Origin of the sequence: Microbacterium enclense, from assembly GCF_004022425.1 — a bacterium.
Classification (GTDB): domain Bacteria; phylum Actinomycetota; class Actinomycetes; order Actinomycetales; family Microbacteriaceae; genus Microbacterium; species Microbacterium enclense_A.
This window is the reverse complement of the sequence record NZ_RBZY01000028.1, coordinates 20,493-41,462: the sequence shown is the minus strand read 5'-3', so window position 1 is coordinate 41,462 and position 20,970 is coordinate 20,493. Positions and strand designations below refer to the sequence as shown.

Genomic DNA, 20,970 nt, shown 5'->3' with positions numbered 1-20,970 from the left:
GACAGTGGTCGCGCCCATCCGCCACAGCACGGGCCGTGTTGCGTGCGACGCGACGCGAGGCGTCGAGCGGGTGGGTCTAGTGGCAAGGCTGGTCATATCTGAATCGTCCGACCCGGCCGCTGAGACAGCTCTAAGAATGGTCCGCCCACAGCAACTTCATAGGACTCGCCTTTGATTTCCGAGGAAGCGCCAGTGCCTCGAGCGGGCCCAGCCCACCCGTGCATGACCGGTGCTGCACCAGAAAGCGGTGCGACAACGATCGCCATGACTGTGCGCCTGGTTCGCGCGGGACCTTCGCCCCTAGCGGCGGCCACATCCGCAGGGTGAACTGAGGTCAACAGCGTCTGCGGCGATTCTGTCAGCCGTGACCTAACACGCAAGACCCGTCGTTCGTGCGGCGAACAAGCGCCATCGCCGGCAACCACCGTTCGGGGAAACCTCAACTACCCAAACCGAAAGTCTTGGCCATCTGCGGGGAAAGGAGGTCTCCGGACGTTGGTAGATCCGGCCGCCATTCCCACCAAAGCGCAGGCTACCCTCCGTGGTGGCTCGAGGGTTCGCGGCTTAGCATTACCCGCGAGGACAGCGAACCGTCGCCCACCCTCCCTAGGAGCAAAATGTTTGACACGTTCTTCGGCCTCCCGCTGCATCCCCTCGTCGTACACGCCACGGAAGTCATCGTCCCGCTGGCAGCCGTGCTCGTCATTCTCACCGCTGCGTGGCCGCGTTTTCGCCGATGGGCCGGCTATCTCACGCTGGGTATCTGCCTCCTCGCACTTGCCCTCGTGCCGCTATCCACCCAATCCGGTGAAAAGTTGGAAGCGCGCGTCGGGGAGAACGCGCTGATCGAAACTCACGCCGAACTGGCCGACGGTCTCTTGCCCTGGGTCGGTGGTCTCGTGCTCATCGCCGCGGCACTCCTCTGGTGGAACATCCGTGAAAAGCGTGCCCAGGCCGCCGCGGTTCGTGCGCCAGATTCCGCAGTCGCGCCGCGACCGGAGGTGAAGGGAAGAATGCGATGGATCCCCGCGACCCTCCTGGTGCTCGCCCTTGTGGTATCCGGCGGCACGACAGTGCAAGCCATCCTGATCGGCCACAGCGGCGCGACAGCCGTGTGGTCAGGGGACATGGAAAACTGATGACACACGCACCGACAGAGTCCGCAGTCCCGCGCGATGAGCCGCACTCGGGAAGCCTGGCCGGCCGGCTGAACTGGCTGCGCGCCGGGGTGCTCGGCGCGAACGACGGAATCGTTTCCGTTGCCGCCATCGTGGTCGGTGTTGCCGGCGCAGGTTCCTCCACCGCCGCGATAGTCGCCGCCGGGTCTGCCGCTCTCGTCGGCGGTGCGATCTCGATGGCGCTAGGCGAGTACGTCTCCGTGAGTAGCCAAAGCGACAGCCAACGTGCCCTGATCGAGAAGGAAAGGACCGAACTGCGGGACGATCCCGAAGGCGAACTCGCCGAACTCTCTGCGCTCTACGAGGCCCGAGGGCTGTCGCCACACACCGCGCAGCAAGTCGCCCTCGAGCTCACGGCCAAGGACGCCCTCAAAGCGCACCTGTCGATGGAACTCAACATCGATGAGGCTGACGTCGTCAGCCCCTGGCACGCAGCGGGCGCTTCGGCCCTAGCCTTCCTCATCGGAGGAATACTTCCTCTACTCGCCATCCTGCTGACCCCCGACACCATCCGCGTGCCGGTGACCTTCGTCGTCGTACTCATCGCCCTCGCCGGGACCGGTGCGATCGGTGCCCTCCTCGGCGGCAGCCGCCCACTGACGGCAACCCTCAGGGTCGTCGCCGGCGGGGCCTTGGCCCTGATCGCCACCTTCGCCGTCGGCACCCTCCTCGGCACAACCGGCCTCATCTAAGCCGCATCGCGGAAGCCCCACATATCGCCACCACCGGGATGTACTGCCTTCAATCAGTCACCATCGCTCCACCTCGGCACTCGACAAAGGAAGAACAACCATGGATACAACAGACATCGGCCCGCGCCCGCACGCCTTCGACATCGAGGCGGCGACCCAAGCGAACGAGAACTACCGCACTGTCGCCTGGACCGGGAAATATCTGCAAGTCACGCTGATGACCATCCCGGTTGGCGAGTCCGTCGGCCTGGAATGCCACCCGGATACGGACCAGTTCCTGCGCGTGGACGCCGGTCAAGGCCAAGCCGTCATGGGCAGCGCCAAGGACCAACTCGACTTCGAACAGGCCGTCTCAGATGGGTGGGCAATTCAAGTACCTGCCGGAACGTGGCACGACGTCCGCAATACGGGCAATCAACCGCTACGCCTGTACACCGTATACGCACCGGTGCACCACGCCGCCGGAACCGTCCAGGTAACGAGCACCGACGCGGAAAACGATGAGTCCATCGGTACTGACCACGCGCCGAGCTGGACCGTACAACCCGAAGCAAGCCAGCCCGATCGTCACGCGTAGGACCCAGCATTGCCATACGAAGTCGGCAGAGCCTCAGTGCTGATTCCGAACAGCCCACCGGCCCGGGAGCGACACGTTGCCCACGCAAACTGCCGACACGGATCGACCAAATTCACACCGAGCGACGTCCGCGAGTCGTGTCTCATAACCCGTGTCCGCAGACTATGTAACGGACGCGGCGTTCGCGTTACTCTGAGGGCATGGCCACGATCGGATACGCCCGCGTCTCGACGCGCGAGCAGAACCCCGACGGTCAGACCGACGCGCTCGAAGCGGCCGGCTGCGACAAGATCTTCGTCGAGCACGCCTCTGGCGCCCTGGCGAAGCGACCCGCGCTGACCGATGCTCTCGGTTACCTGCGGGAGGGGGACTCGCTCGTCGTGACGAAGCTCGACCGGCTTGGCCGATCCGTACGCAATCTCAAGCAGATCGCCGACGAACTGCAGCAACGTGGGGTGGGCTTTCGAGCGCTGTCCCAGGGCATCGATACGACCACACCGGGCGGGAGGTTGTTCTTCCATATGCTCGCCGCGATCGCCGAGTTCGAGCACGACCTGATTGTGGAACGGACGCATGATGGCCTGGCGGCGGCGCGAGCTCGGGGGCGTAAGGGCGGCCCAAAGTTCAAGATGACGCCGACGAAGATTCGACAGGCCCGCGCGATGTACGACGAGGGTGCGCACACCGTGCAAGAGATCGCCGACACCTTCGGGGTATCCCGGCCCACGATCTACCGGCACCTGGCCGATCACGTCGAGCGGGCCTGACGAGGGATCATGGCGCACCTCAGCGACCGGCAGAAAGCCGAGCTTGTGCGCCAACACCTCGACGGTGTGCCGTGGACGCGGATCGCGGAGCACTCCGGCGTCACGGTGCGAACCTTGCAACGATGGGCCGCTCGCATCGGTGCGGGGCAGCTCGCAAGACCGCCTCGCCGAGATAAAGGTGCCTCCCGTATCCCCACGGAACTGGTCACGGCGATCGAGGCGCTGGCCGTGCGCCGGCCGGCTCCCACCATTGCGTACATCCATCGGCGCGTCGGCGATATCGCGCGCGATCGAGGTTTGCCAGCTCCCGGGTACACGACCGTTCGCCAAATCGTGCACGCTATCGACCCGGGCCTGACAGCTCTCGCTGAGGGCGGTGACGCCGCCTATCGCGACAAATTCGAGCTCGTCTACCGGCGTACGACAACCGCCCCGAATGAGCAGTGGCAGATGGACCACACGCTGCTGGACGTGATGATCCTCGACGACAAGCAGACGTCTGTGCGCCCCTGGCTGACGATCGTGCTCGATGACTACTCCCGTGCCGTCGCCGGATACGCCTTAGCGGTTTCGGCGCCCACGTCCGAGCGCTCCGCACTGGCGTTTCACCAGGCCGCGAGCCGGAAACGACATGCCTCGTGGGTGGTGTCGGGGCTCCCCGATGTTCTCTACAGCGATCACGGGTCGGATTTCACCTCTGCTCGCATCGAACAGGTATGTCTGGATCTGCACGTGCGCCTCATTCACTCGCGGGTCGGCGTTCCGCAAGGACGCGGCAAGATCGAGCGGTTCTACCGCACCATCACGACCGAATTGCTCCCGCACCTACCTGGCTTCATCCCGCACGGCACCGGCGGCACACCCACCAGCGCCCCCATGTTGACCCTGCACCAGCTCGACGACGTCCTCGAGCGGTTCATCGTCGACGAGTACAACGAGCGCCCGCACTCCGCGACCGGGACGGCACCGCACGCGCGTTGGCGCAGCGGGAGCTTCATCCCGCGTATGCCCGCACACTCGGAAGACCTCGACGCGCTGTTGCTGACCGCCACCGCCACCAGACGAGTGCAGCGCGACGGCATCCGGTTCGCCTCCACCCGATACGTCTCGCCCGTCCTCGCCGCCTACGTCGGTGAAGACGTCACCGTCCGGTACGACCCCCGCGACCTCGGCGAGATCCGACTGTTTCACGACAACGCATTCCTATGCCGCGCGATCGCCCCTGAACGCTCCTCCGAAACGATCACGTTCGCCGACCTGCAGAGCGCGAGGAACACCCGGCGTCGGGCGCTGAAGCAACAACTTCGCTCCCTCAGCAACGTCGCCAGCTCACTGCCGGAAGACACTCGGCACCGACCCGCGGCCGCGCCTCACTCTCCCTCCGAGCCCGACGCGCCAGCCCCGCAATCGAAGAGACACGGGTTGAGGACCTATGCCAGCGACTGAACCGACCGTCGGAAAGCCGGTGTCCGTCCTCGTCGGCACGGACGACGACGGGCGACGGTTCCTCAACGGCACCTTCGACGAATTCACCCAGGCGCCCCCACCACACACCGACACCCGCCCCGCGTTCGTCAGCACCCGAGAGCACCGACGATTCGTGGAGTTCGCCGACACCGTACGCTCACACCGCTACATCGGCCTCTGCTACGGTCCGCCCGGCGTCGGCAAGACTCTCTCCGCCCGCCACTACGCCGGCACCGACGACTGGGAACAGTGGTACCCGCTCGCCCGAAACGGTGGCCTGCTCCCTCCCGTCCCCGAGGGCGTCCAGCAGAGTCGAACGGCGTTCTTCACCCCCACCGTCGCCGCCACCATCAAGCAGATCGACCAGGGCCTGCCCCGCGCGTGCCAACAAGTCTCGTGGGCCATTGATTATGCCCGGTACGGTCACGTCGACCCCTACGTCCATCCCGAATCCCAACACAGCGGGAACACAGAACTGCTTATCATCGACGAAGCCGATCGGCTCAAAACCGTCGGCCTCGAACAAGTCCGCGATTTCTACGACCGCCACCACATGGGCGTCATCCTCATCGGCATGCCCGGCATTGAAAAACGCCTCGCGCGCTACCCCCAGCTCTACAGCCGCATCGGCTTCGCCCACGAATACCGTCCTCTCCGCAGTGACGAACTCACCGCCGTCGTCACACAACGCCTCCCCGCACCAGACCCCGGTGATTCAGGGCTCGCTCACACCGCCGCCCTCGCCGCGATCGTGCGCGCCACGAACGGGAACTTCCGCCTCGCCGATCGCCTCGTCACTCAGATCCGACGTGTTCTTGACATCAACGGGCACACCCACCTCACGCCCGAGGCCGTCGACGCCGCCCAGGAAGCCCTCCTCATCGGACACTGAACGACGCGACAACCGCGACATCTATCGCTGCAATTCACAGAGGTGCCGGAATGTCGCGGATCGGCGCGATGCAAAAACCCGTTGCAAAATCCGAATTGATGCGAAATTGAGTAGAGCCCTTTTGCATCATTCGATAGAATTGGTGAGGACCGAGGGGAGCCACCGTGGCCGAGTCGCAGATGAAGATCGAGCAGCAGTACCCGGAGCTGTTCGCCCAGCTCAACGACAAGCAGCGTTCCGCCGTGGTGCAGTCGCTCGCCGCCGGCTGGCACGAGGGCTGGGAGCCCACGCGTGAGGACGTCGAGAACCTGACCGACTACGCGCGCGGCGCGATCGACGCGGCCGAGTACGACCGACGTTCGGCGGCAGCAGCTCACCGCGCGGCCGAGGCGTCTCGACGAGCCGCCGGCATCGTCGGCGCAGCCTGACGTGCCCGAGGGTTTTGACACCTGGGAGTCGTACTTCTACCCCGAGACGTATAGCCCGCAGCTCGGCAACGGGACGCTGCGCAACAAGTTCGATGAGCGCGACTTCTTCGAGCTGAAAGACCGCGAGTACGGGCAGACAGCTCGCCGCGGTTTCGAGCTGGAAGCGGGGATGGTCGATATCCCGAAGACGTTCGACGCGGAGCACTTGAAGGCGATTCACCGGTACCTGTTCCAAGACGTCTACGAGTGGGCGGGGGAGTACCGCACCGTGAACATGTCGAAGGGTCCGGGACGGGAGTTTGGTCGCGTCGACAACGGCGAGGTGGACCGCTACCTGTCCGAGGTGCACCAGGTCGCGACGTCGACGGACTGGGCCTCGATCAGCCGTAGTGACTTCATTGCCACCAGCGCCACCGTGTTCGCGTATGTGAACCAGGCGCACCCGTTCCGCGAGGGCAACGGTCGCACCTCGAAGCAGTTCATGCACGATGTGGCCGCGGGCTCGCCGTTTCGGTTCGAGTTCGACCGGGTGACGCCCGAGCAGTGGAACCAGGGATCGGCCATGAGCCGGCCCGACCTCGACAAGCACGCTCCCGATCCGACGTCGCTCGTGCCGATCTTCCACGCGATCAGCGTCGAGATGCCGGCCCCCGCGGCCGACCCTCTCGCAGACGTCCGAGCCGTCATCGGCGGCAGCTACCAGCGGTCCCCGAATGAGGCGACCCGGGGCGCCGGCCAGAGCGGCCAGCAGCCGCCCCAGGCGCGTCGCAGCGGCCCGGGGTATATGTCCGACCGGTTCCCGACAGGAGGGCTCGAGAGATGACGCTGGACGACCTTTTGCAGAGTTACGCTGCCGGCGCCGTCGACCGCGCCCAGCTCGTCGACGAATTGGTGCGATGGAACTACGCACCCCAGGCAAGGCCGGCCGACGAGTTGGATGACCTACTAGTTGACCCACCGGGATCGTTCGCGGATGTGGAACACGCGCTACGTCAGGGCCTCATCGACGATGCCCTGTTTGACGAGGTGGCCGACCGCATCGAAGCGGAGGCGACAGCGTGACGAACGTGATCGGGTACGCGCGCGTCTCGCGCCGGGAGCAGAACCCGGATGCGCAGGAGGCCGAGCTGCGCGCGGCCGGCGCTACTCGTGTGTTCGTGGACCATGGCGAGTCCAGTCGCATCGCTGCGCGCCCGCAGTGGGTGGCGTGCCTCGACTACCTCCGTGAGGGTGACACCCTGTTGGTGCGCCGCCTTGACCGTCTCGGCGGAAGTGAGCGGATCATTCTTGACACGTTGAACGAGCTGCGCGAACGCGGCATCGACATTCGCTCCCTGACAGAACCGCAGATCGACACGACAACCCCGATGGGCCGTGCCCTGTTCGGGATCGTCGCCGTGTTCGCAGAGCTGCGCGTCGACACGATTCGGGAGAACACGCAGCGTGGCATGGACCACGCCCGCGCGCAGGGCAAGGCAATCGGTCGACCCTCGAAGCTGAGCGCCGACCAGCTCACTCAGCTACGCCGGATGCGCGATGACGAGGGCCTGAGTTTCGCGCACATTGGGCGCGTGCTCGGCGTCGATAAGTCGACCGCCTCGCGCGCTTACGCCGACCTCAGCCGGCCCGTTGGCGCACAGGAGCCGGCGGCGTCTCGATGAAGCTCAGCGACGCCGAGCTGCGCGACGTTATCGACGAGCTCCAGGATGCGTGGCGAGAGCACGGCGACGCCGACTTGCTGCACCAGCCCGCCGCGCGGCGCGATCGTCCGTTCACGTCCGAAGATGTTGCACGAGTGGCGATCGTTCATGGCTGGGCACGACACCTGCACGAGACCGCGAAAGCGGTCGTGCTACTCCTCGACAACGGAATGACCAATGCCGCCCTGCCTCTCGTGCGTCAGATGTACGAGTGCGCCCTGAGTGCTGTGTGGGTCGTGCAGAGTCAGGAGCAGCACGGGGTGCGCGCGATCATCAGCGAGCATGTGCGTACCCGTCGAGCGTTCGCGAGAGAGGCCGAGAAGGCGGAGTCGCCCACGTTCCGCGAGTCGGCGGGTGAGATTGCCGACGTCGAAGCGCGCGACGACCTGGCGAGCAATGACAACGCACGGCAGTTCCGCGATATCTGTCTCGATCTGACGCCAGCCGGCGTGGATGCCTATATCTACTACCGCGTCATGTCGTCCTACAGTCACGCGTCTCTTGCCGTCTCGGATCTGTACTACAAAGAGGCTGACCGGGATAGCGGTTCGCTGCCGTACCGGCTACCCGAAGCGACGGCGGCAATCCCCGCTGATTCGTTGCTCTACTTTGTGGCAATCTCGCTCGTTTGGGGGGCTCGCGCCTACGCCTACACGAGCAGGGATCAGACCCACCGCAGCATCATTCGTCGCCTCGCCCGGACCCTCGAAGTCAACAGCGAGATACAGCTCAGCGCGCACTACCGACGTCGCCACGCAAAGACGCGGACGGCGTCAAAGTAGGCACGTCCTGTATCTCATCGCCACTCTTTCCCCGTCCCCCTGATAGATGCCGCCCTTCACAGCGCGACACCCCGTCAAGGGTGCGGCTTGCCGCATCACGGAGTGACGCGAAGCGCCCTTGACGGGGTGTTGGGCTGTGACACAATCCCGGGCATTAGGGGGAGGGGGAGTCCTCCTAACGAGGCCGCGTAGCGGTCGGATAACTAGGGTCCCGCTGTCCACCTGTGGGCGGGTGGAGCCCGTAGGTAGCTCGGGCCGTCCACAGGTGGTCAGGGGGATACGTCAGCCGCCGTAGGACTGTCCCTCGCCGCCGTTGTCGGCGGCGTCGGCCGGCGGCGTCGCCGCGGCCTCACTCGACGTCGACTTGCGCGCCTGACGCTTACGCGGTGCGCGCTTCTGACCCGCCTCCGCAAAACCGATCTTGCGCAGCTCGGCGGGGGTCCATCCGGCGTCGATCGTCGCGCTGTAGGCGCGTGCGTCGTCACGCTCGGCAGCGGCGACCTTCTCGCGCTCCTCGCGCTCAACGTAAGCGATCCGCGCGGCGGATGCTTCGCGCACGTCCGCGAGCTTTTGCCGCGATTCGGCCAGCTCGCGAACCGACGTCAGTCGATCGTCGAGGGCGCGCTGTGCGCGCTCGATTGCTTCCTGGGGGGAGAGTTCCTTAGCCATGCGAGCAGCCTACGGATGCGGCGCCGTCCGCGCGAGGTTCCTCGCGCTTGCAGCAGGACCGTCGCGGCGAAGCCGCGACCACTCCCGGCTGTCGCCGTGAGCGACCTCGAATCGAGTCCCGGACGGAGCAAGCTATACAGTTAGGTGCCCTAACCGGACTTGACCTCTCGACTTGCGTCGAAAGGTGCGGCACACTTGATGTGTGCGGTCCCCGCAGGGGCGGGGTCGCTGCGCTGGGCCGAAGGGAGGGTGAGCATGTCTGAGGAGATGCCTACGCCTCGCCCGTCCGAGCGTCGTCGCCGCCCGAATGTGGCCGGCGGTCGCGTGGCGCGTCACGTCGTGAGAGCCAGCCCCGAGGAGGAGGGCGTGCTGTTGCGCCTGGCCCTCGCGCAGGGCGTGACAATCCCGCGCCTTCTCGTGGAGAGCGCGCTTGCGCAGGATGCCGGCGAGACGGCCTCCGAGCGGCGCGCAATGATCACGAAGCTGTACGAGCTGCACCGTCTTCTCGCCGCTATCTCGAACAACGTCAATCAGATCGCGAAGGCCACCAACGCCACGCGCGAGCTGCGCCCCGAGACGTTCGCGACGCTCGCTGCGGTGCGCAAGACAGCGATGCGGATCGACGAGCTGACCGACGAGTTGAGCTTGACGTGATGCCGAACATCACGCGCGGCGATCGCATGTCGGGCCTCGTGACGTATCTCGTCGGCGGCGGTCGTCACAACGAGCACACGGAGCCGCACCTTGTCGCGGGTGACGATGCGCTCATGGCGTGGTACGACGATGCCGAGCTGAGCCGCGAGAGCGGCCTGGCGATCGCGCGTCACCTGGACCGTCCTCACAAGCAGCTCGGGGTCGATGTGAAGGGCGGGCACGTCTGGCACGCATCCCTCTCGCTGCGCGCCGAGGAGGGCATCAAGACCGACGCCGAGTGGAACGCGATTGCCACCGACTTTGTGGCCGCGATGGGGTTGGACGACAACGACGGCACCAAGGCACCGTGCCGTTGGGTCGCCGTCCGTCACGGCCTGTCGAAGTCCGGTAACGACCACGTGCACATCGCTGTGAACCTCGTGCGCGAGGACGGCACGAAGGCATCGACTCACCTCGACTACGTGCGTGCGCAGAACGCCGCACGAGCGCTCGAAGTAAAGCACGGCCTAGAGCTGTTGGAGTCGACCAAGGGCGAGCGCGCGACGCGCGGTTTCAGCCCCGCCGAACAGGCCAAGGTTGAGGAGCGTTCCGCGCTGTTCGCACAGCGGAAGTACGAAGCGCACGCCGAGAAGATCGGCGGCGACGTCATGCCGTGGCACCAGCTCGACCCGCGCGAACGTCAGACGCGGATTACCGCCGAGATTCGTCTCAACGCACCGCGCAACGACCTCGCCCGGAAGGTGCGCGCGTGCGCGAGCGCGAGCGAGAACGAAGCCGAGTTCGTGCGCCGTCTGCGCCGCTCCGGTGTCGTCGTCCGACCCCGCTACGCGGACGGTCAGACCGACGTCATCACCGGCTACTCGGTGGCCGCGAAGCCCGCGGCCGGCGAGCGTCCCATTTGGTACGGCGGCGGTCACATGGGCCGCGACCTCACCCTGCCGCGACTGCGCGCCGAGTGGCCCGACAGCGCGACCGGCGCGATGGACGCCGCGGCCGAGTGGAACGCGGCCAAGCGCAACCAACGACCCGTCGCACCGGGACGGGAGACGACCGAGCCCGACCCCGAGCTGTGGGATCGGTACACCGCCGAGCTGGGCGAGCTGCGCGAGACGCTGCGCTCTGTTCCGCTCGACGACCGCGACACATGGGCGCGCGTCGCACGGCAGACGTCGGGCGCATTCGCGGCCTGGTCCAATGCCGTCGAGGAAGTACCCGGCGACCTCGCCGCGGCATCCGACGAGCTGGCAAAGTCGGCGCAGACCTACCGCGGCCAGGCAAAGCCCCAGAAGGCGGGGCGGGTGTCGGCCGGCGGTGCGGCGATGCTCCTCGCGAGCGCCATCCGGGGTGGTCAGGGAACCGCGGCGCAAGCGGCGATGCTGCGCCAGCTCATGAACCTCACCCAGGCGGTCTATGACGCCGCCAAGGCGGCGCAACAGGCGCGGCACGCGGAAGCGATCGCCACCGATGTTCGAACACGGCTGGTCCGCGTTCGTGCCGCCCTGCCGGCGACGTCGACGACGGCCACCGCGCCCACGGCCACGAAGACCGAACCGCGCCGCATCGACATGTCCTCGGTGATCGACGAGGCCACGCGCGAGGCGTTGAACAAGATGAACCGGGCCGAGGAGAACCGTCGCAAGGGAACGACCTCGCCGCTCCCCTCGACGATCGAACCGACCCGACCCCGCACGCCCACAACCCCGCGGCCTGACCGAGGCCCGGAACGATGAGAGGAGCACGCCATGGCCGATGAGAGCGACGGCATTTCCGAAGCGTTCGAGGGGCAGCTCCGCGTCGCGGTGACCGCCGCCGGCCGCGTGGGCGAAATCCTCGCCCGACAGCGCGAGGAAGCAGCTCGACGAGCGCAAGCGGAGAGCCAGCAGCAAGCCCGCGAGCTGGCGTCCCGGTTCGCCGCCGAACGGCAGTCGGCGCGCGTTGAGCTCAGCAGCGTCTACCGGAACGACTGGTGGGAGCGCGCGACCCCCGAGCAGATCGGCACGACGCTCGCCACGGCGCGCGCGTGGGGCAACGAAGACCCCGAGGCCGTGCGCGCCGAGGCGCACATGCGCGACGAGCTGCGCACTCGCTACGGCGTCGACGTCGTCCAGGCCGGCGGCGACCCCCAGGCGGTGCAAGCGGCCGTCGACGCCGAGGTTCAGCGCCGCCAGGTGGAGAGCGCTACCGGTCCCGACATGGCCGTAGCGCCCCAGACGACGGACGCCACGGCCGAGGCCGACACCGCTCGGTTGCTCCACCAGGTCGCCGTGGCCGAGCGCGACGTGCGCGACCATCGTTACGGCGCCACATTCGGTCCCGACGAGGCGGAACGCTCAGCGGAGCTGACGCGAGCGAACGAAGCCGCGACGCTGGCAGAAACTACCCGGGCCGAGCTGCGCAAACGGCACGGCATCGACCTGTCGGAGTCCGCGGGCGACTACCCCGCAACACAGGCCGCGGTCGACGCAGAACTCCTCCGCATCACTTCCGAGACGGAGCGTCAGCGATCGCGCTCCGAGGAGGCAGAGGCGGCGCTGCTGATGCGCGAAGCCGACCGCGCCGACCGTCAGGCCGACCGGGCCGATGAGCGCGCGGAGAACGCCCCTGAGGGCTCCGAGGAGCGCATTCAGGCGCGCGAGGAGGCCCAGAGCCACGAGCGCGCGGCCGAGTCCGCACGAGCCGAGGCCGGCCCCAAGTACGACTCCGCGGAGCGTCGCAAGAACGACGCGAACAAGCTCGAAGGCAAGGGCATCGAGAAGGAGGCCGTGGCCGCGAAGGTGCACGCCGACGTCGGTAACGCCAAGCCGGCCACGGAGGCCGTCAAGGGCTCGCCCGCGACCGCGACGAAGGTGAAGCCGGCAAGGTCGGCCGCGGCGCGCGTGCAACGCTCCGAGCTGGGGCGCTGAGCGTCCGTCCGAGGGGGTGAGAGAGGGACCGAGCCTGTTGGCCGGTCCCTCTCTCGTGTCGGGCAGAAGCGCGATAGATTTCGTGCCCCCTGCGGGTCGGAAGCAAGGGTGGGCGGTAGAGCCCCCCACAAGGGGGGCGCTACGCGCGCTTACCGCTTGCTGCGGGTACTGAGTGCAGCGTGAGCGCTGACGAGCGTGGCGAACATCGTCACCAACGCCATGACGTCTTGTGCGTTCATGACCCCCTCCTTCTTCGACTGATGCCGAGGAAGAACTGGGGGGTTATCCAGGTTCTCTAGTTTGCGAGAAACTGAATTAGCACGTACGCTGGTATTTGCTTTAGAAGTAATCTCAGTCTTCCTCAGGTTGTGAAGTGGACCGTCTGGCCGGACGGTGAGGTCGCAAGATGCGACACTCCATCTCTCATCCTAACAGGTGGATTCAACGGCGCCCGGAGCGAATGCTTCGGGCGTTCGTCGTTTCACCGCCTGATCAGCCTGATTTTCGCTCAATCACGGGTGTCCACCTTGGTTCAAGTGCGTGTCGTTGAGTGCATGGTGCCGAGCGTGGGCGTCGAGCGCCCGTCTGAGCCGACGAGAGAGGGAGCGGGCCTCCGTTGGCCCGCTCCCTCTCTCTTTGCGTCTCAGCGTGGCTCAGGGGGCGTCTCCCCGTGATCGCTCCTGTGCCGCTCGATCCGTTCCAGGACGGCAGCCGAGGGCCGCGCGGGACCGCCCCCGTCGCGAACGGGGAAGCGGGGCAGCATCCGCAGCGCCGCGAGGTGCAACATCGAGCCGATGACCGCGGCCAACAGCACGACGGCGGCGACGAGTGCCGCGCCGGCCGCGACGCTTTGCGCGATCGCGTCGGCTGAGAGAAGCGCGACGATACCCGCCGCGGCGAGTAGCGCGAGCGCACACGCCGTCTGGACGACAGCGATCCGCATCGTGAAGGGTGCGGCGTATGAGCGCACCCACGATTCCCGGCGGGTCGTGACGGCGCTCATGCCGACACCTCGCGCACGTCCGGGAACAGCCCTTCGGGAGGTGCAATGTACGGCAGCTGCTCGCCCTTGTCGTTCACGTTCTCACTGTTCTTGCCCTCGCCGGCCGCGGCGAAGGGACCATCCGTGCTGAGCAGAATCGACATGTGGTGCTCGGCGTGGTCACGGAACCACACCGACATACCCGTCTGCGCGTCCTGTCGCAGGTGCTCCCACGCCCGCCAGAGCGCGTCGAGACGCGCGACGGCTTCGGCGTACTTCCACCACTCCGCGGCCCACATGACGCGCTGACCGTCCACACGGCGCTTGTAGTTGGGGAGCAGGAAACCCCGCACGAACTCGTCGACCGACCCGAAGTACAGCTCGGGCTCCTCGTTGGCCGGCTCCTCGTCCAGCTCGTCGAGAGCGGCGCCGACCGCTCGGCGCGCGGCGGTGGCCGCTTGCGCTTGCAGCTCCTCGATTACGGAGGGGTCGAGCTGTTCGGTCACCTCCGCGTCGACGACCTCGTTTACGACGTCGCGGACGGCCTTCTGCAGCGTCCGCGCGATCGCCGGCCGCGCCATGCTTTCGACGACCTCCGCGACGTCGAGTCCGAACATGCGTCCAGGCTCGCGCTCCTCGCGCTCCGCGGTCGGTTCGTCGTCGACGTCGAACGGCTCGGCCTCGATCCCGTCGTCGTCGCCCCAGTTGTCGCTCATCAGACGGCCTCTCGATCGTTCTCCGCGCGGGCCACGGCGCGCACGGACTCCTGAGCCTCGTTTATCGTCCGCTGCGCCGCCGGGTCGTGCGCGGCAATCGACGCCTTGACCTTCTCGGCGTGCGCGCCGGTCATCCACGGCTGCGTGCGGATCAGCGTCGGGCGGTTCCCCGACGACAGCACCACGGCGCGACCCTTCGGCATCGCGGACAGGTCCGCGACGTCCAGGATGCGCTCACGGTGGAGCTGCTGGTTCACGCTGCGCCCACCGCGACCCGACGACACCGACGACGCCTGACGGTCGTAGTCACCGATCAGCTTGGAGAGCGATTCGAGGAAGGTTTCTTCGGCCACACCGCCGCCGTAGACCTTGACGTTGGACGCCGACCACAGCTTGCGCATGCCCGACTCTCCCCATACGTCGATGCCCTGTGACCACGATTGCAGGATGGTCATCAGGACGATTCCGCGCGAGCCGTAGTGGCTGTAAAGGTTCGGCAGCTCACGCCAGCGGCAGACGTTCGCCGCCTCGTCGAGCACGCCGAGCAGGGGCACCGCGAGACGGCCCCCGGGGGATGCCGCGGCGATTTCCTCCGCGGCCTCGACGACGGCCACGGTCAGCGCCGTCACGAGCGGGCCGGCGGTCCCGCGGCCCTCCTTGGACAGCGAGTAGAGCGTGCCGCCGCCGCGCACGAATGCGGCGGGGTCGAATTGAGGGCGAAGATCGGTCTGCGTCAGGGGGTTCACCCACGACGCAACCTGACGGTTCGTGAGGCACGACGCCATTTGCTGCGCCGTGCCGTAGATGCCGCCGCGCTGCTTCTCGGGGGCAGTGATGACGCCGCGCACCTGGTCAGCGGTGAGCTTGTAGCCGTGCCGCTTCAAGATCGACACCGCCTCGTCTTCCGTGGGGCGCGTCAGCCAGGCGTAGACGTCGGTGATCGGTCGACCATCGAGCGCCGCGGCGAGCAGGAGCCCCGCAAGGAGATCCTGCCCCGCGGGGTCGAAGTAGGCATCCGTCTTGGCTCCGGGATCACGCGAGCCCGACGCGAAGTGATCGGCCAGCTTGGCCGCTTTCACCTCGTCGGTGACGTAGCTGAGCGGGTTCCACCACCACGACGGATTCTCGAGCGCGATTCCCTGAGGATCGAACACCCACACCGGGCCGGCCTCCGCGCGAACGTCGCGGGTGGCATCCACCACGTCGCGCTTGTTTGAGGTGACGAGCACGCCGCCGGGGGCGTCGAGAATCGCGGGCACCGCACGGGAGGTGGTCTTACCGGTACGCGGCCCCCAAATGTCGATGTGCATGTCCTCCCACGTGCCCCACAGCGGCATCCCACCGATCGTCTTCCCGATCGGTACGCCCAGCACCGGCTTACCATCGACGCCCTTCACGCCGAGACGCTCGGCAGACTGCACGGCGTTCTGTCGGCTCAGGCCGGCGACGTTCTTGCCGCGGCCCATGTACGAGCTGGCGCGGTCGACGCGGGTCCGCCCCTTCCGGTAACGCACGACACCGACGATCACGAGGACCGTCAGCACGAGCAGGACCGCGCCGAGAACCGCGACGATCCACGTCGCGGATGCCGGCCACGCCACGCGCCCGAGGATGAGTCCGAGGGTGAGCCCAAACGGGTCGGGCGGCAGCTCGGCCGCGGTGCCGTCGAGCTGCGCGCCCAGGCGCACCGCGACGTTGGTCACGACCAAGCCCCCGACGACGACGACGATCAGGACGAGCAGCATCAGCGTCTCGCCGCCGAAGCCGCCCGGATCGCGGCGGCGGTTGTTGGGGGTGCTCATCAGACCGTCTCCTTCTCGCGCTCCTCGTGCTCCTCCACCAGCTCCTCCACCGCGCGCACCGCACGGCGGGCGGTGCGGGACTGTTCGTACCACCGCTGGTTCGTGTCGCGGATGGAGCGCTCCGCCTCCGTGAGCTGCACCTGTACCGGGATGCCCGGTCGGGTGCCGACCTTCACGAGGAACTTGCCGCGGCCGGGAGGGTCGACCTCGCGGCCCGTGGCGGCGTCCCACGCGGGCGGGTCTTGCCACCCGGTCAGCAGCTCTTGCTCAGCCTCAGAGAACGGGATGACCGTCGTGAGCTCCGGCATTTCGGTGTACGGCAGACCCGCGCACATGACCATGCCGGCGCGCTCTACGAAGCCCTTGGCCTTCAAACGGTCCTCCTCCGGGAGGGCGCTCAGATCGGCCATGGTGTGTGAAATCATCGCCGTGCCGACGCCCACCTGACGGTTGAGTCGGGTGAGGAAGTCCACGCGGTCGACGATGCCGTTTCCGGCGCGGAGGGCTCGCCACAGCTCGTCCATGATGACGAAGTAGTGCCGGCGCGGTTCCAGGCCAGCGTCCGCGAGGACGTTGGCGATATTCACCGTCGCGAAGCCGTTCGACCAGCACGCGAGCAGCGTGGCCGCGCGCAGATCGCCCTCAGCCTCACCGATCGCGGAAATGTCGTAGACCACCGGACGGTCAAGCGCCATGGGGTTCGTCGTGTGGTGGGAGAACACGCCGCCGAGGCGGCCGCTACCGGTCGCCAGGGCCAGCAACGACGCTTCGAGGCCGCGCGTAATCTCCTGGTACTTCTTGAAATCGCCGCGGTCGACGGCGACCTGACGCAGCTCGGTCGGACCTTCCTGCACGACGGCCAGCAGGTCGGAGAGCACCGGAATGCCCTCCATGCTGCGATCGAGCACGCGGAGGGCCTGGTCGATAATCGACTCCTCGACGTCGGTCGGCGGAGACTTGCGCTGGATCGTCAACAGGGACGACACCATCGCCAAGCGGCGACCGTGGGCGTCTTCCAGTACCTCGTTGGCCTCCTTCTGGAAGCCGGCGTCGATGAGGCGCTGAGCGGCTTCCTTCGCCTCGCCCGGGTCGAGCACGTTGAGGTATCCGCGCCCACGGCCGAGGGTGATGACCTGACCGCCGAGCGCGCGGATGACCTCCACGTAGTCGGGGCGCAGATCACCCAGCACGAGCGGCTGCACGCCGTAGCCGGCGAGCCCCGTCGCCATGCGAGCGATAACCGTCGACTTACCGAGCCCGGGCTTACCGAGCACGAACACAGACGGGTTGCTGATGAGCTTCGCCCGCTGGAACCACGAAATCGGGTCGGCGCAGAGCGTCGCCCCCGTGTGGATATGACGGCCCAGCGGGACGCCCACCATCGGCGTACCGGCGCCAATCGCGTACGGCCACAGGCCGCACGTCTGCACCGTCGTACCGCGCCACTCCGGGACGGGCTGTAGGTACGTCGACATGCCGCCGCCGGCGCCGCTCCACCCCCGAGAGGTGAGCGACCCACCGGACGCGGACGCGCCCGTGGCGGTGTTCTTCCGTCCGGTGCGGATGAAGACGAGCGCGCCCACCACGACGAGCAGGACCAGCCCGCCCAGCGCGAGCAGCGCGATCAGATCAGGGCTCATCAGATCCCCTCCCTCAGCATCGCCGGGACAGCTACGTGCTTGGTCAACACAAGCCCGAGGGGCAGCGCCGCGGCGAAAGCGCTGTCCTGTGATCCGTACACCGGGCGCAGCCGCAGACGCGCAGTCGCGCCGAGGTTGTCGACCGCCGCGCGAGCGTCGGCCTCCTTGCTCGGGTCGATGACGGTCGCGGTCACGAGGATGCCGAAGTTCACCAGGCCCGCGCCCGATGCCTCCTCCGACTCCGTGGCCTGAGCCGAGCGCAGCGCGAGCGAGTCACGCGCCACCGGCTTCCGGCTAGACGTGGCCTTAAACTCCGCAGCTCGCACGTCCGCCTGGACGAGCGCCGCCGCCCGAGCGGGGTCGATCGGCTTGTAGAGCAGCGTCACGCGCTTACGCGCAATGTCGCGATGCGGGGCGAGCAGACGCGCCAGCACACCCGACTGCACCAGGCCGCGAGGAGCCTGAGTCATCTGCCAGGTGACCGACGTTGCCGAGTCATGCCGGTAGCTGTCCCAGTTGGCCTGAGCTGCCGTGGGGCCGACGTCGGACCAGCTCAGATCGGGCACCTCGCCGTTCGCGTGAGCGTCGTCGATCAGGGACGCCGCCGCCGGGTCGTACGCGACGAGGATTGTCTCGCACAGCTCCTGAGCCGTCAGCGGATGCGCCGCTCCCGCGCCGGTCGCTTGCAGCGTCGCGGTGAGGCCAGGAAGGCGAGCGGCCAGCTCGCGCCCCATGTCCTCAGGCGTGCGCGGCTTGGCACCCTTACGTGGTGCCGCCGAGAACGTCAGCGCCACGTACGCCTTCACCGTCGACGAGCCGGCGGGGTAGTTCATGACCACCTCACCGAGCATCGCCTTCGCGAAATCCGGTGCGTCGGGATCGGTGTTCGTCTCCACCTCACGGCGCAGACGACGGCCCGAGTCGGGGGCCGTCTCGATCGTCACCTGAGCGGCCTCCATCCCCGGCTCATCCGCCAGGTTGCGCAGCCAGTGACCCCAATCGGCCACCCAGAGGTCGACCTGTTCCTGGTCGACGAGGGCCGCGCCGTCAGGCTCGGTGCCGATGACGATCGAGTACGTCTTCGCGTGGGGGTTGTAGATCATCGCGAACGGGCGGGCGTAGGAGTCCTCGTGCTCGGAGAGGCGGGACTGTGCCGCCAGGCCGGGGAGCTGGTTCGTGCCCCATTCGGAGCGTCCGAGGGGGCCGGAACGGTAGACGTTCGCCTTGCGTCGCTTCGTCGACGACCACGCGACACGGTTGGCCGTGCGCGAGAGCACGCTACGACCGTCGCCGTCGCGCACGGTCAGGAGCAGGATCATCCCGCCGAACACCGCGGCGGTGATGACGGCGTTGAGGATGTTCGTCGTCATCAGGACGACGATCACGATCAGCAGCGCAACGAACATCAGGCCGGTGCCGACCGTGCCGAGGCCGAGGAGCCCCGGCGACGTCGGCTGACGCCAGTTCCCGTACGTGCGGACGCCCTTACGGCTTGTCTCCACGGTTGCCATCAGGTCCCGCTCCCTTCACCCGTTGCTTGATTGCCTACGTTCTTCGCGGCCCCCGTGGCCGCTTGCACGCCCTGAGCCGCTGCGCCGATTGCGATGCCCGCGGCCATGCCAACCGGGCCACCGGCAGCGCCGGCAGCAGCTCCACCGGCAGCTCCACCGCCGGCAGCAGCTCCACCAGCCGCAGCGCCGCCCGCGGCAGCTCCACCGCCGGCAGATGCCGCCGCCGCGCCCGTGCCGCCGCCAGCGGCACCCGAGGAGGCCGCGGCCCCTGTTGTGCCGCCACCACCGGCACCGGCAGCGCTAGAAGCCTGAGGGGCTGACCCGCCGCCACCGTTCGAGCCTGAGGGCCCAGCGGCGCCGGTCGAGCCCTGCCCGCCCGTGGCGCCGGGACCGCCACCCGCCGGCGAGCCACCGCCCGAGCCGGTCGCGAGGCGACCAGCAGCAGCAGCACCCGAGGGCAGCGCCATGATCGCCGCAGCTCCCAGCGCGCCGCCGGCACCCGCCGACAAAGAGCTGACGAGGGGCGTCACGAACCGCATTAGAGCGGGCATCGCGAACAGCGCGAGCACCATCAGAATGAGGCCCGTCAGCACAGCGATGAAGCCTGTTCCGTCATCCGAGAACACATCGGTTCCGACGAGCTGAAAAGCCGCGGCGTAGACGATCGCCGCGGCGGGCTTGTAGAGGATGAACGCGACGAGCCACCCCACGTTCTTCTTGAACCAGCCCTTACCCATTTCGGTGTTCGTGGCCGATGCCGATAGCGGCAGGATGCCCGTCAAGATCACGAGCATGCCGCCGCGGGCGATCATCAACACAATCTGAGCAGCCGTCGCGAGAATCGCGATGATGCCGAGAATGATGATGAGCAGGGCACCGAGGCCGCCCGTGTTCGGGTTCGTCGTCAGCGCGAGCAGAGTCGCGATGTTTTCACCGAAGCACGCGGAGTCGGCTCCCACGTCGCAGCTCAGCGCGCCGTTGAGAATCCACACCGAGAACGAGTCGAAGGCCGACACGAGGAGGCCGACGATCGTCACACCGGCACCGGCAACGACGATGAGAGTCAGCAGACTCTTCACCGTCTCCTTTCCGGGTTCGGCGCGTTGCTCCCACGCCATGCGGACGCCGCCGATGATGACCGACACCACCGCCGCCGCTCCCATGTACCACCAGAGCGACGACTGCAAGAACAGCACCGCACCACCCGCGCCCTGAGGCCCGCGCGGCAGCAGTCCCGAAACGAGCGCGGTCGCGCCGCTCATGAGGAAGATCGCACCAAGCACGATCCCAGTACGACCCGACGCCTGAAAGCCTTCACCGTTGCGCATGCGCGTAGCGATGAGCGCCCCGAGGAGAATGATCGAGATTGCGGCGATGACGATCGCGACCCACGTCACGTAGCTGAGGACGGCGATGATGCCCTCAGAGTTGGGGGCCGATGAGCCCGCGGCGATGGACGATCCACCACCCGTTCCGGTGAGGTTGGGCGTTCCGACATTCACCCAAAGGGTGCCGAGCGAACCGACTGCCTTTCCGAAGGCCTCGAGAACAGCTCGAGCTAGGTTCTCGATCGCATCACCGACTGCGCTGTTCACCCACTCCTCAGCGTG

21 protein-coding genes are annotated in these 20,970 nt (G+C 67.4%); 14 read left to right on the top strand and 7 right to left on the bottom strand.

The window, feature by feature from the left end:
* Positions 1-617: 617 nt before the first annotated feature.
* The 11 genes from D8Y23_RS09160 (at position 618) to D8Y23_RS09110 (ending at position 8,483) form a co-directional block, all read left to right on the top strand.
* Positions 618-1,139, top strand: a complete 522-nt coding sequence (locus tag D8Y23_RS09160) for a DUF2231 domain-containing protein (RefSeq protein WP_128217839.1) — start codon at positions 618-620, stop codon at positions 1,137-1,139.
* Positions 1,139-1,870 (top strand): VIT1/CCC1 transporter family protein, encoded by a 732-nt coding sequence (locus tag D8Y23_RS09155; protein WP_128217838.1) that lies wholly within the window; start codon positions 1,139-1,141, stop codon positions 1,868-1,870. The genes D8Y23_RS09160 and D8Y23_RS09155 overlap by 1 nt, the downstream gene beginning before the upstream one ends.
* A gap of 100 nt (positions 1,871-1,970) precedes the next feature.
* Complete coding sequence (locus D8Y23_RS09150; RefSeq protein ID WP_128217837.1) at positions 1,971-2,447, top strand: cupin domain-containing protein; 477 nt, start codon at positions 1,971-1,973, stop codon at positions 2,445-2,447.
* Positions 2,448-2,647: 200 nt separating this feature from the next.
* A complete protein-coding gene (locus D8Y23_RS09145; RefSeq protein WP_061681986.1) occupies positions 2,648-3,214 on the top strand; it encodes a recombinase family protein in 567 nt (188 codons plus the stop codon).
* 9 nt (positions 3,215-3,223) lie between these two features.
* Positions 3,224-4,660, top strand: coding sequence for a Mu transposase C-terminal domain-containing protein (locus tag D8Y23_RS09140; RefSeq protein WP_128217836.1), 1,437 nt, complete (start codon positions 3,224-3,226; stop codon positions 4,658-4,660).
* Entirely contained in the window at positions 4,647-5,573 is a 927-nt protein-coding gene (locus D8Y23_RS09135) for an AAA family ATPase (protein WP_205796979.1), read from the top strand. Before D8Y23_RS09140 ends, D8Y23_RS09135 begins: the two co-directional genes overlap by 14 nt.
* Before the next feature lie 164 nt (positions 5,574-5,737).
* Positions 5,738-6,001, top strand: a complete 264-nt coding sequence (locus tag D8Y23_RS09130) for a hypothetical protein (RefSeq protein ID WP_240663850.1) — start codon at positions 5,738-5,740, stop codon at positions 5,999-6,001.
* 1 nt (position 6,002) lies between these two features.
* A complete protein-coding gene (locus D8Y23_RS09125; protein ID WP_128217835.1) occupies positions 6,003-6,824 on the top strand; it encodes a Fic/DOC family protein in 822 nt (273 codons plus the stop codon).
* Positions 6,821-7,063, top strand: a complete 243-nt coding sequence (locus tag D8Y23_RS09120; protein WP_128217834.1) for a hypothetical protein — start codon at positions 6,821-6,823, stop codon at positions 7,061-7,063. Before D8Y23_RS09125 ends, D8Y23_RS09120 begins: the two co-directional genes overlap by 4 nt.
* Complete coding sequence (locus D8Y23_RS09115; RefSeq protein ID WP_128217833.1) at positions 7,060-7,662, top strand: recombinase family protein; 603 nt, start codon at positions 7,060-7,062, stop codon at positions 7,660-7,662. The genes D8Y23_RS09120 and D8Y23_RS09115 overlap by 4 nt, the downstream gene beginning before the upstream one ends.
* Positions 7,659-8,483, top strand: coding sequence for a DUF5677 domain-containing protein (locus D8Y23_RS09110; RefSeq protein ID WP_128217832.1), 825 nt, complete (start codon positions 7,659-7,661; stop codon positions 8,481-8,483). Before D8Y23_RS09115 ends, D8Y23_RS09110 begins: the two co-directional genes overlap by 4 nt.
* Before the next feature lie 282 nt (positions 8,484-8,765).
* Here D8Y23_RS09110 and D8Y23_RS09105 read toward each other — a convergent pair whose 3' ends face one another.
* On the bottom strand, positions 8,766-9,152 hold the full coding sequence (locus D8Y23_RS09105; protein WP_205796976.1) for a hypothetical protein: 387 nt from the start codon (positions 9,150-9,152) through the stop codon (positions 8,766-8,768).
* Positions 9,153-9,419: 267 nt separating this feature from the next.
* Between D8Y23_RS09105 and mobC the strand changes: the two genes are divergently transcribed.
* Genes mobC through D8Y23_RS16970 form a run of 3 tightly spaced genes read left to right on the top strand, consistent with a single transcriptional unit; the run spans position 9,420 to position 12,709 of the window.
* The gene (mobC, locus tag D8Y23_RS09100) at positions 9,420-9,806 is read left to right on the top strand and encodes a plasmid mobilization relaxosome protein MobC (protein ID WP_240663849.1); all 387 of its coding nucleotides are present in this window, start codon (positions 9,420-9,422) and stop codon (positions 9,804-9,806) included.
* The gene (locus D8Y23_RS09095; protein WP_342672113.1) at positions 9,806-11,536 is read left to right on the top strand and encodes a relaxase/mobilization nuclease domain-containing protein; all 1,731 of its coding nucleotides are present in this window, start codon (positions 9,806-9,808) and stop codon (positions 11,534-11,536) included. The genes mobC and D8Y23_RS09095 overlap by 1 nt, the downstream gene beginning before the upstream one ends.
* A 12-nt stretch (positions 11,537-11,548) precedes the next feature.
* Complete coding sequence (locus D8Y23_RS16970; protein ID WP_205796973.1) at positions 11,549-12,709, top strand: hypothetical protein; 1,161 nt, start codon at positions 11,549-11,551, stop codon at positions 12,707-12,709.
* Positions 12,710-13,352: 643 nt separating this feature from the next.
* Here D8Y23_RS16970 and D8Y23_RS09085 read toward each other — a convergent pair.
* From D8Y23_RS09085 to D8Y23_RS16790, 6 genes are read right to left on the bottom strand one after another with little or no spacing between them, the layout of a single operon-like run.
* The gene (locus D8Y23_RS09085) at positions 13,353-13,712 is read right to left on the bottom strand and encodes a hypothetical protein (protein WP_128217829.1); all 360 of its coding nucleotides are present in this window, start codon (positions 13,710-13,712) and stop codon (positions 13,353-13,355) included.
* On the bottom strand, positions 13,709-14,407 hold the full coding sequence (locus D8Y23_RS09080; RefSeq protein ID WP_128217828.1) for a DUF4913 domain-containing protein: 699 nt from the start codon (positions 14,405-14,407) through the stop codon (positions 13,709-13,711). The genes D8Y23_RS09085 and D8Y23_RS09080 overlap by 4 nt, the downstream gene beginning before the upstream one ends.
* Positions 14,407-16,209, bottom strand: a complete 1,803-nt coding sequence (locus tag D8Y23_RS09075; RefSeq protein ID WP_128217827.1) for a type IV secretory system conjugative DNA transfer family protein — start codon at positions 16,207-16,209, stop codon at positions 14,407-14,409. Before D8Y23_RS09075 ends, D8Y23_RS09080 begins: the two co-directional genes overlap by 1 nt.
* Positions 16,209-17,849 (bottom strand): ATP/GTP-binding protein, encoded by a 1,641-nt coding sequence (locus D8Y23_RS09070; protein WP_128217826.1) that lies wholly within the window; start codon positions 17,847-17,849, stop codon positions 16,209-16,211. Before D8Y23_RS09070 ends, D8Y23_RS09075 begins: the two co-directional genes overlap by 1 nt.
* Complete coding sequence (locus tag D8Y23_RS09065; protein WP_205796970.1) at positions 17,849-19,360, bottom strand: SCO6880 family protein; 1,512 nt, start codon at positions 19,358-19,360, stop codon at positions 17,849-17,851. The genes D8Y23_RS09070 and D8Y23_RS09065 overlap by 1 nt, the downstream gene beginning before the upstream one ends.
* Entirely contained in the window at positions 19,360-20,862 is a 1,503-nt protein-coding gene (locus D8Y23_RS16790; RefSeq protein ID WP_164878188.1) for a hypothetical protein, read from the bottom strand. Before D8Y23_RS16790 ends, D8Y23_RS09065 begins: the two co-directional genes overlap by 1 nt.
* Between the last annotated feature and the right edge of the window lie 108 nt (positions 20,863-20,970).

Coding starts and splice junctions, on each gene's coding strand:
- D8Y23_RS16970 (WP_205796973.1), top strand. CDS start 11,549: ATGGCCGATGAGAGCGACGGCATTTCCGAAGCGTTCGAGGGGCAGCTC.
- D8Y23_RS09135 (WP_205796979.1), top strand. CDS start 4,647: ATGCCAGCGACTGAACCGACCGTCGGAAAGCCGGTGTCCGTCCTCGTC.
- D8Y23_RS09140 (WP_128217836.1), top strand. CDS start 3,224: ATGGCGCACCTCAGCGACCGGCAGAAAGCCGAGCTTGTGCGCCAACAC.
- D8Y23_RS09065 (WP_205796970.1), bottom strand. CDS start 19,360: ATGGCAACCGTGGAGACAAGCCGTAAGGGCGTCCGCACGTACGGGAAC.
- D8Y23_RS09155 (WP_128217838.1), top strand. CDS start 1,139: ATGACACACGCACCGACAGAGTCCGCAGTCCCGCGCGATGAGCCGCAC.
- D8Y23_RS09085 (WP_128217829.1), bottom strand. CDS start 13,712: ATGAGCGCCGTCACGACCCGCCGGGAATCGTGGGTGCGCTCATACGCC.
- D8Y23_RS09095 (WP_342672113.1), top strand. CDS start 9,806: ATGCCGAACATCACGCGCGGCGATCGCATGTCGGGCCTCGTGACGTAT.
- D8Y23_RS09145 (WP_061681986.1), top strand. CDS start 2,648: ATGGCCACGATCGGATACGCCCGCGTCTCGACGCGCGAGCAGAACCCC.
- D8Y23_RS09105 (WP_205796976.1), bottom strand. CDS start 9,152: ATGGCTAAGGAACTCTCCCCCCAGGAAGCAATCGAGCGCGCACAGCGC.
- D8Y23_RS09110 (WP_128217832.1), top strand. CDS start 7,659: ATGAAGCTCAGCGACGCCGAGCTGCGCGACGTTATCGACGAGCTCCAG.
- D8Y23_RS09120 (WP_128217834.1), top strand. CDS start 6,821: ATGACGCTGGACGACCTTTTGCAGAGTTACGCTGCCGGCGCCGTCGAC.
- D8Y23_RS09075 (WP_128217827.1), bottom strand. CDS start 16,209: ATGAGCACCCCCAACAACCGCCGCCGCGATCCGGGCGGCTTCGGCGGC.
- D8Y23_RS09070 (WP_128217826.1), bottom strand. CDS start 17,849: ATGAGCCCTGATCTGATCGCGCTGCTCGCGCTGGGCGGGCTGGTCCTG.
- D8Y23_RS09160 (WP_128217839.1), top strand. CDS start 618: ATGTTTGACACGTTCTTCGGCCTCCCGCTGCATCCCCTCGTCGTACAC.
- D8Y23_RS09080 (WP_128217828.1), bottom strand. CDS start 14,407: ATGAGCGACAACTGGGGCGACGACGACGGGATCGAGGCCGAGCCGTTC.
- D8Y23_RS09150 (WP_128217837.1), top strand. CDS start 1,971: ATGGATACAACAGACATCGGCCCGCGCCCGCACGCCTTCGACATCGAG.
- mobC (WP_240663849.1), top strand. CDS start 9,420: ATGCCTACGCCTCGCCCGTCCGAGCGTCGTCGCCGCCCGAATGTGGCC.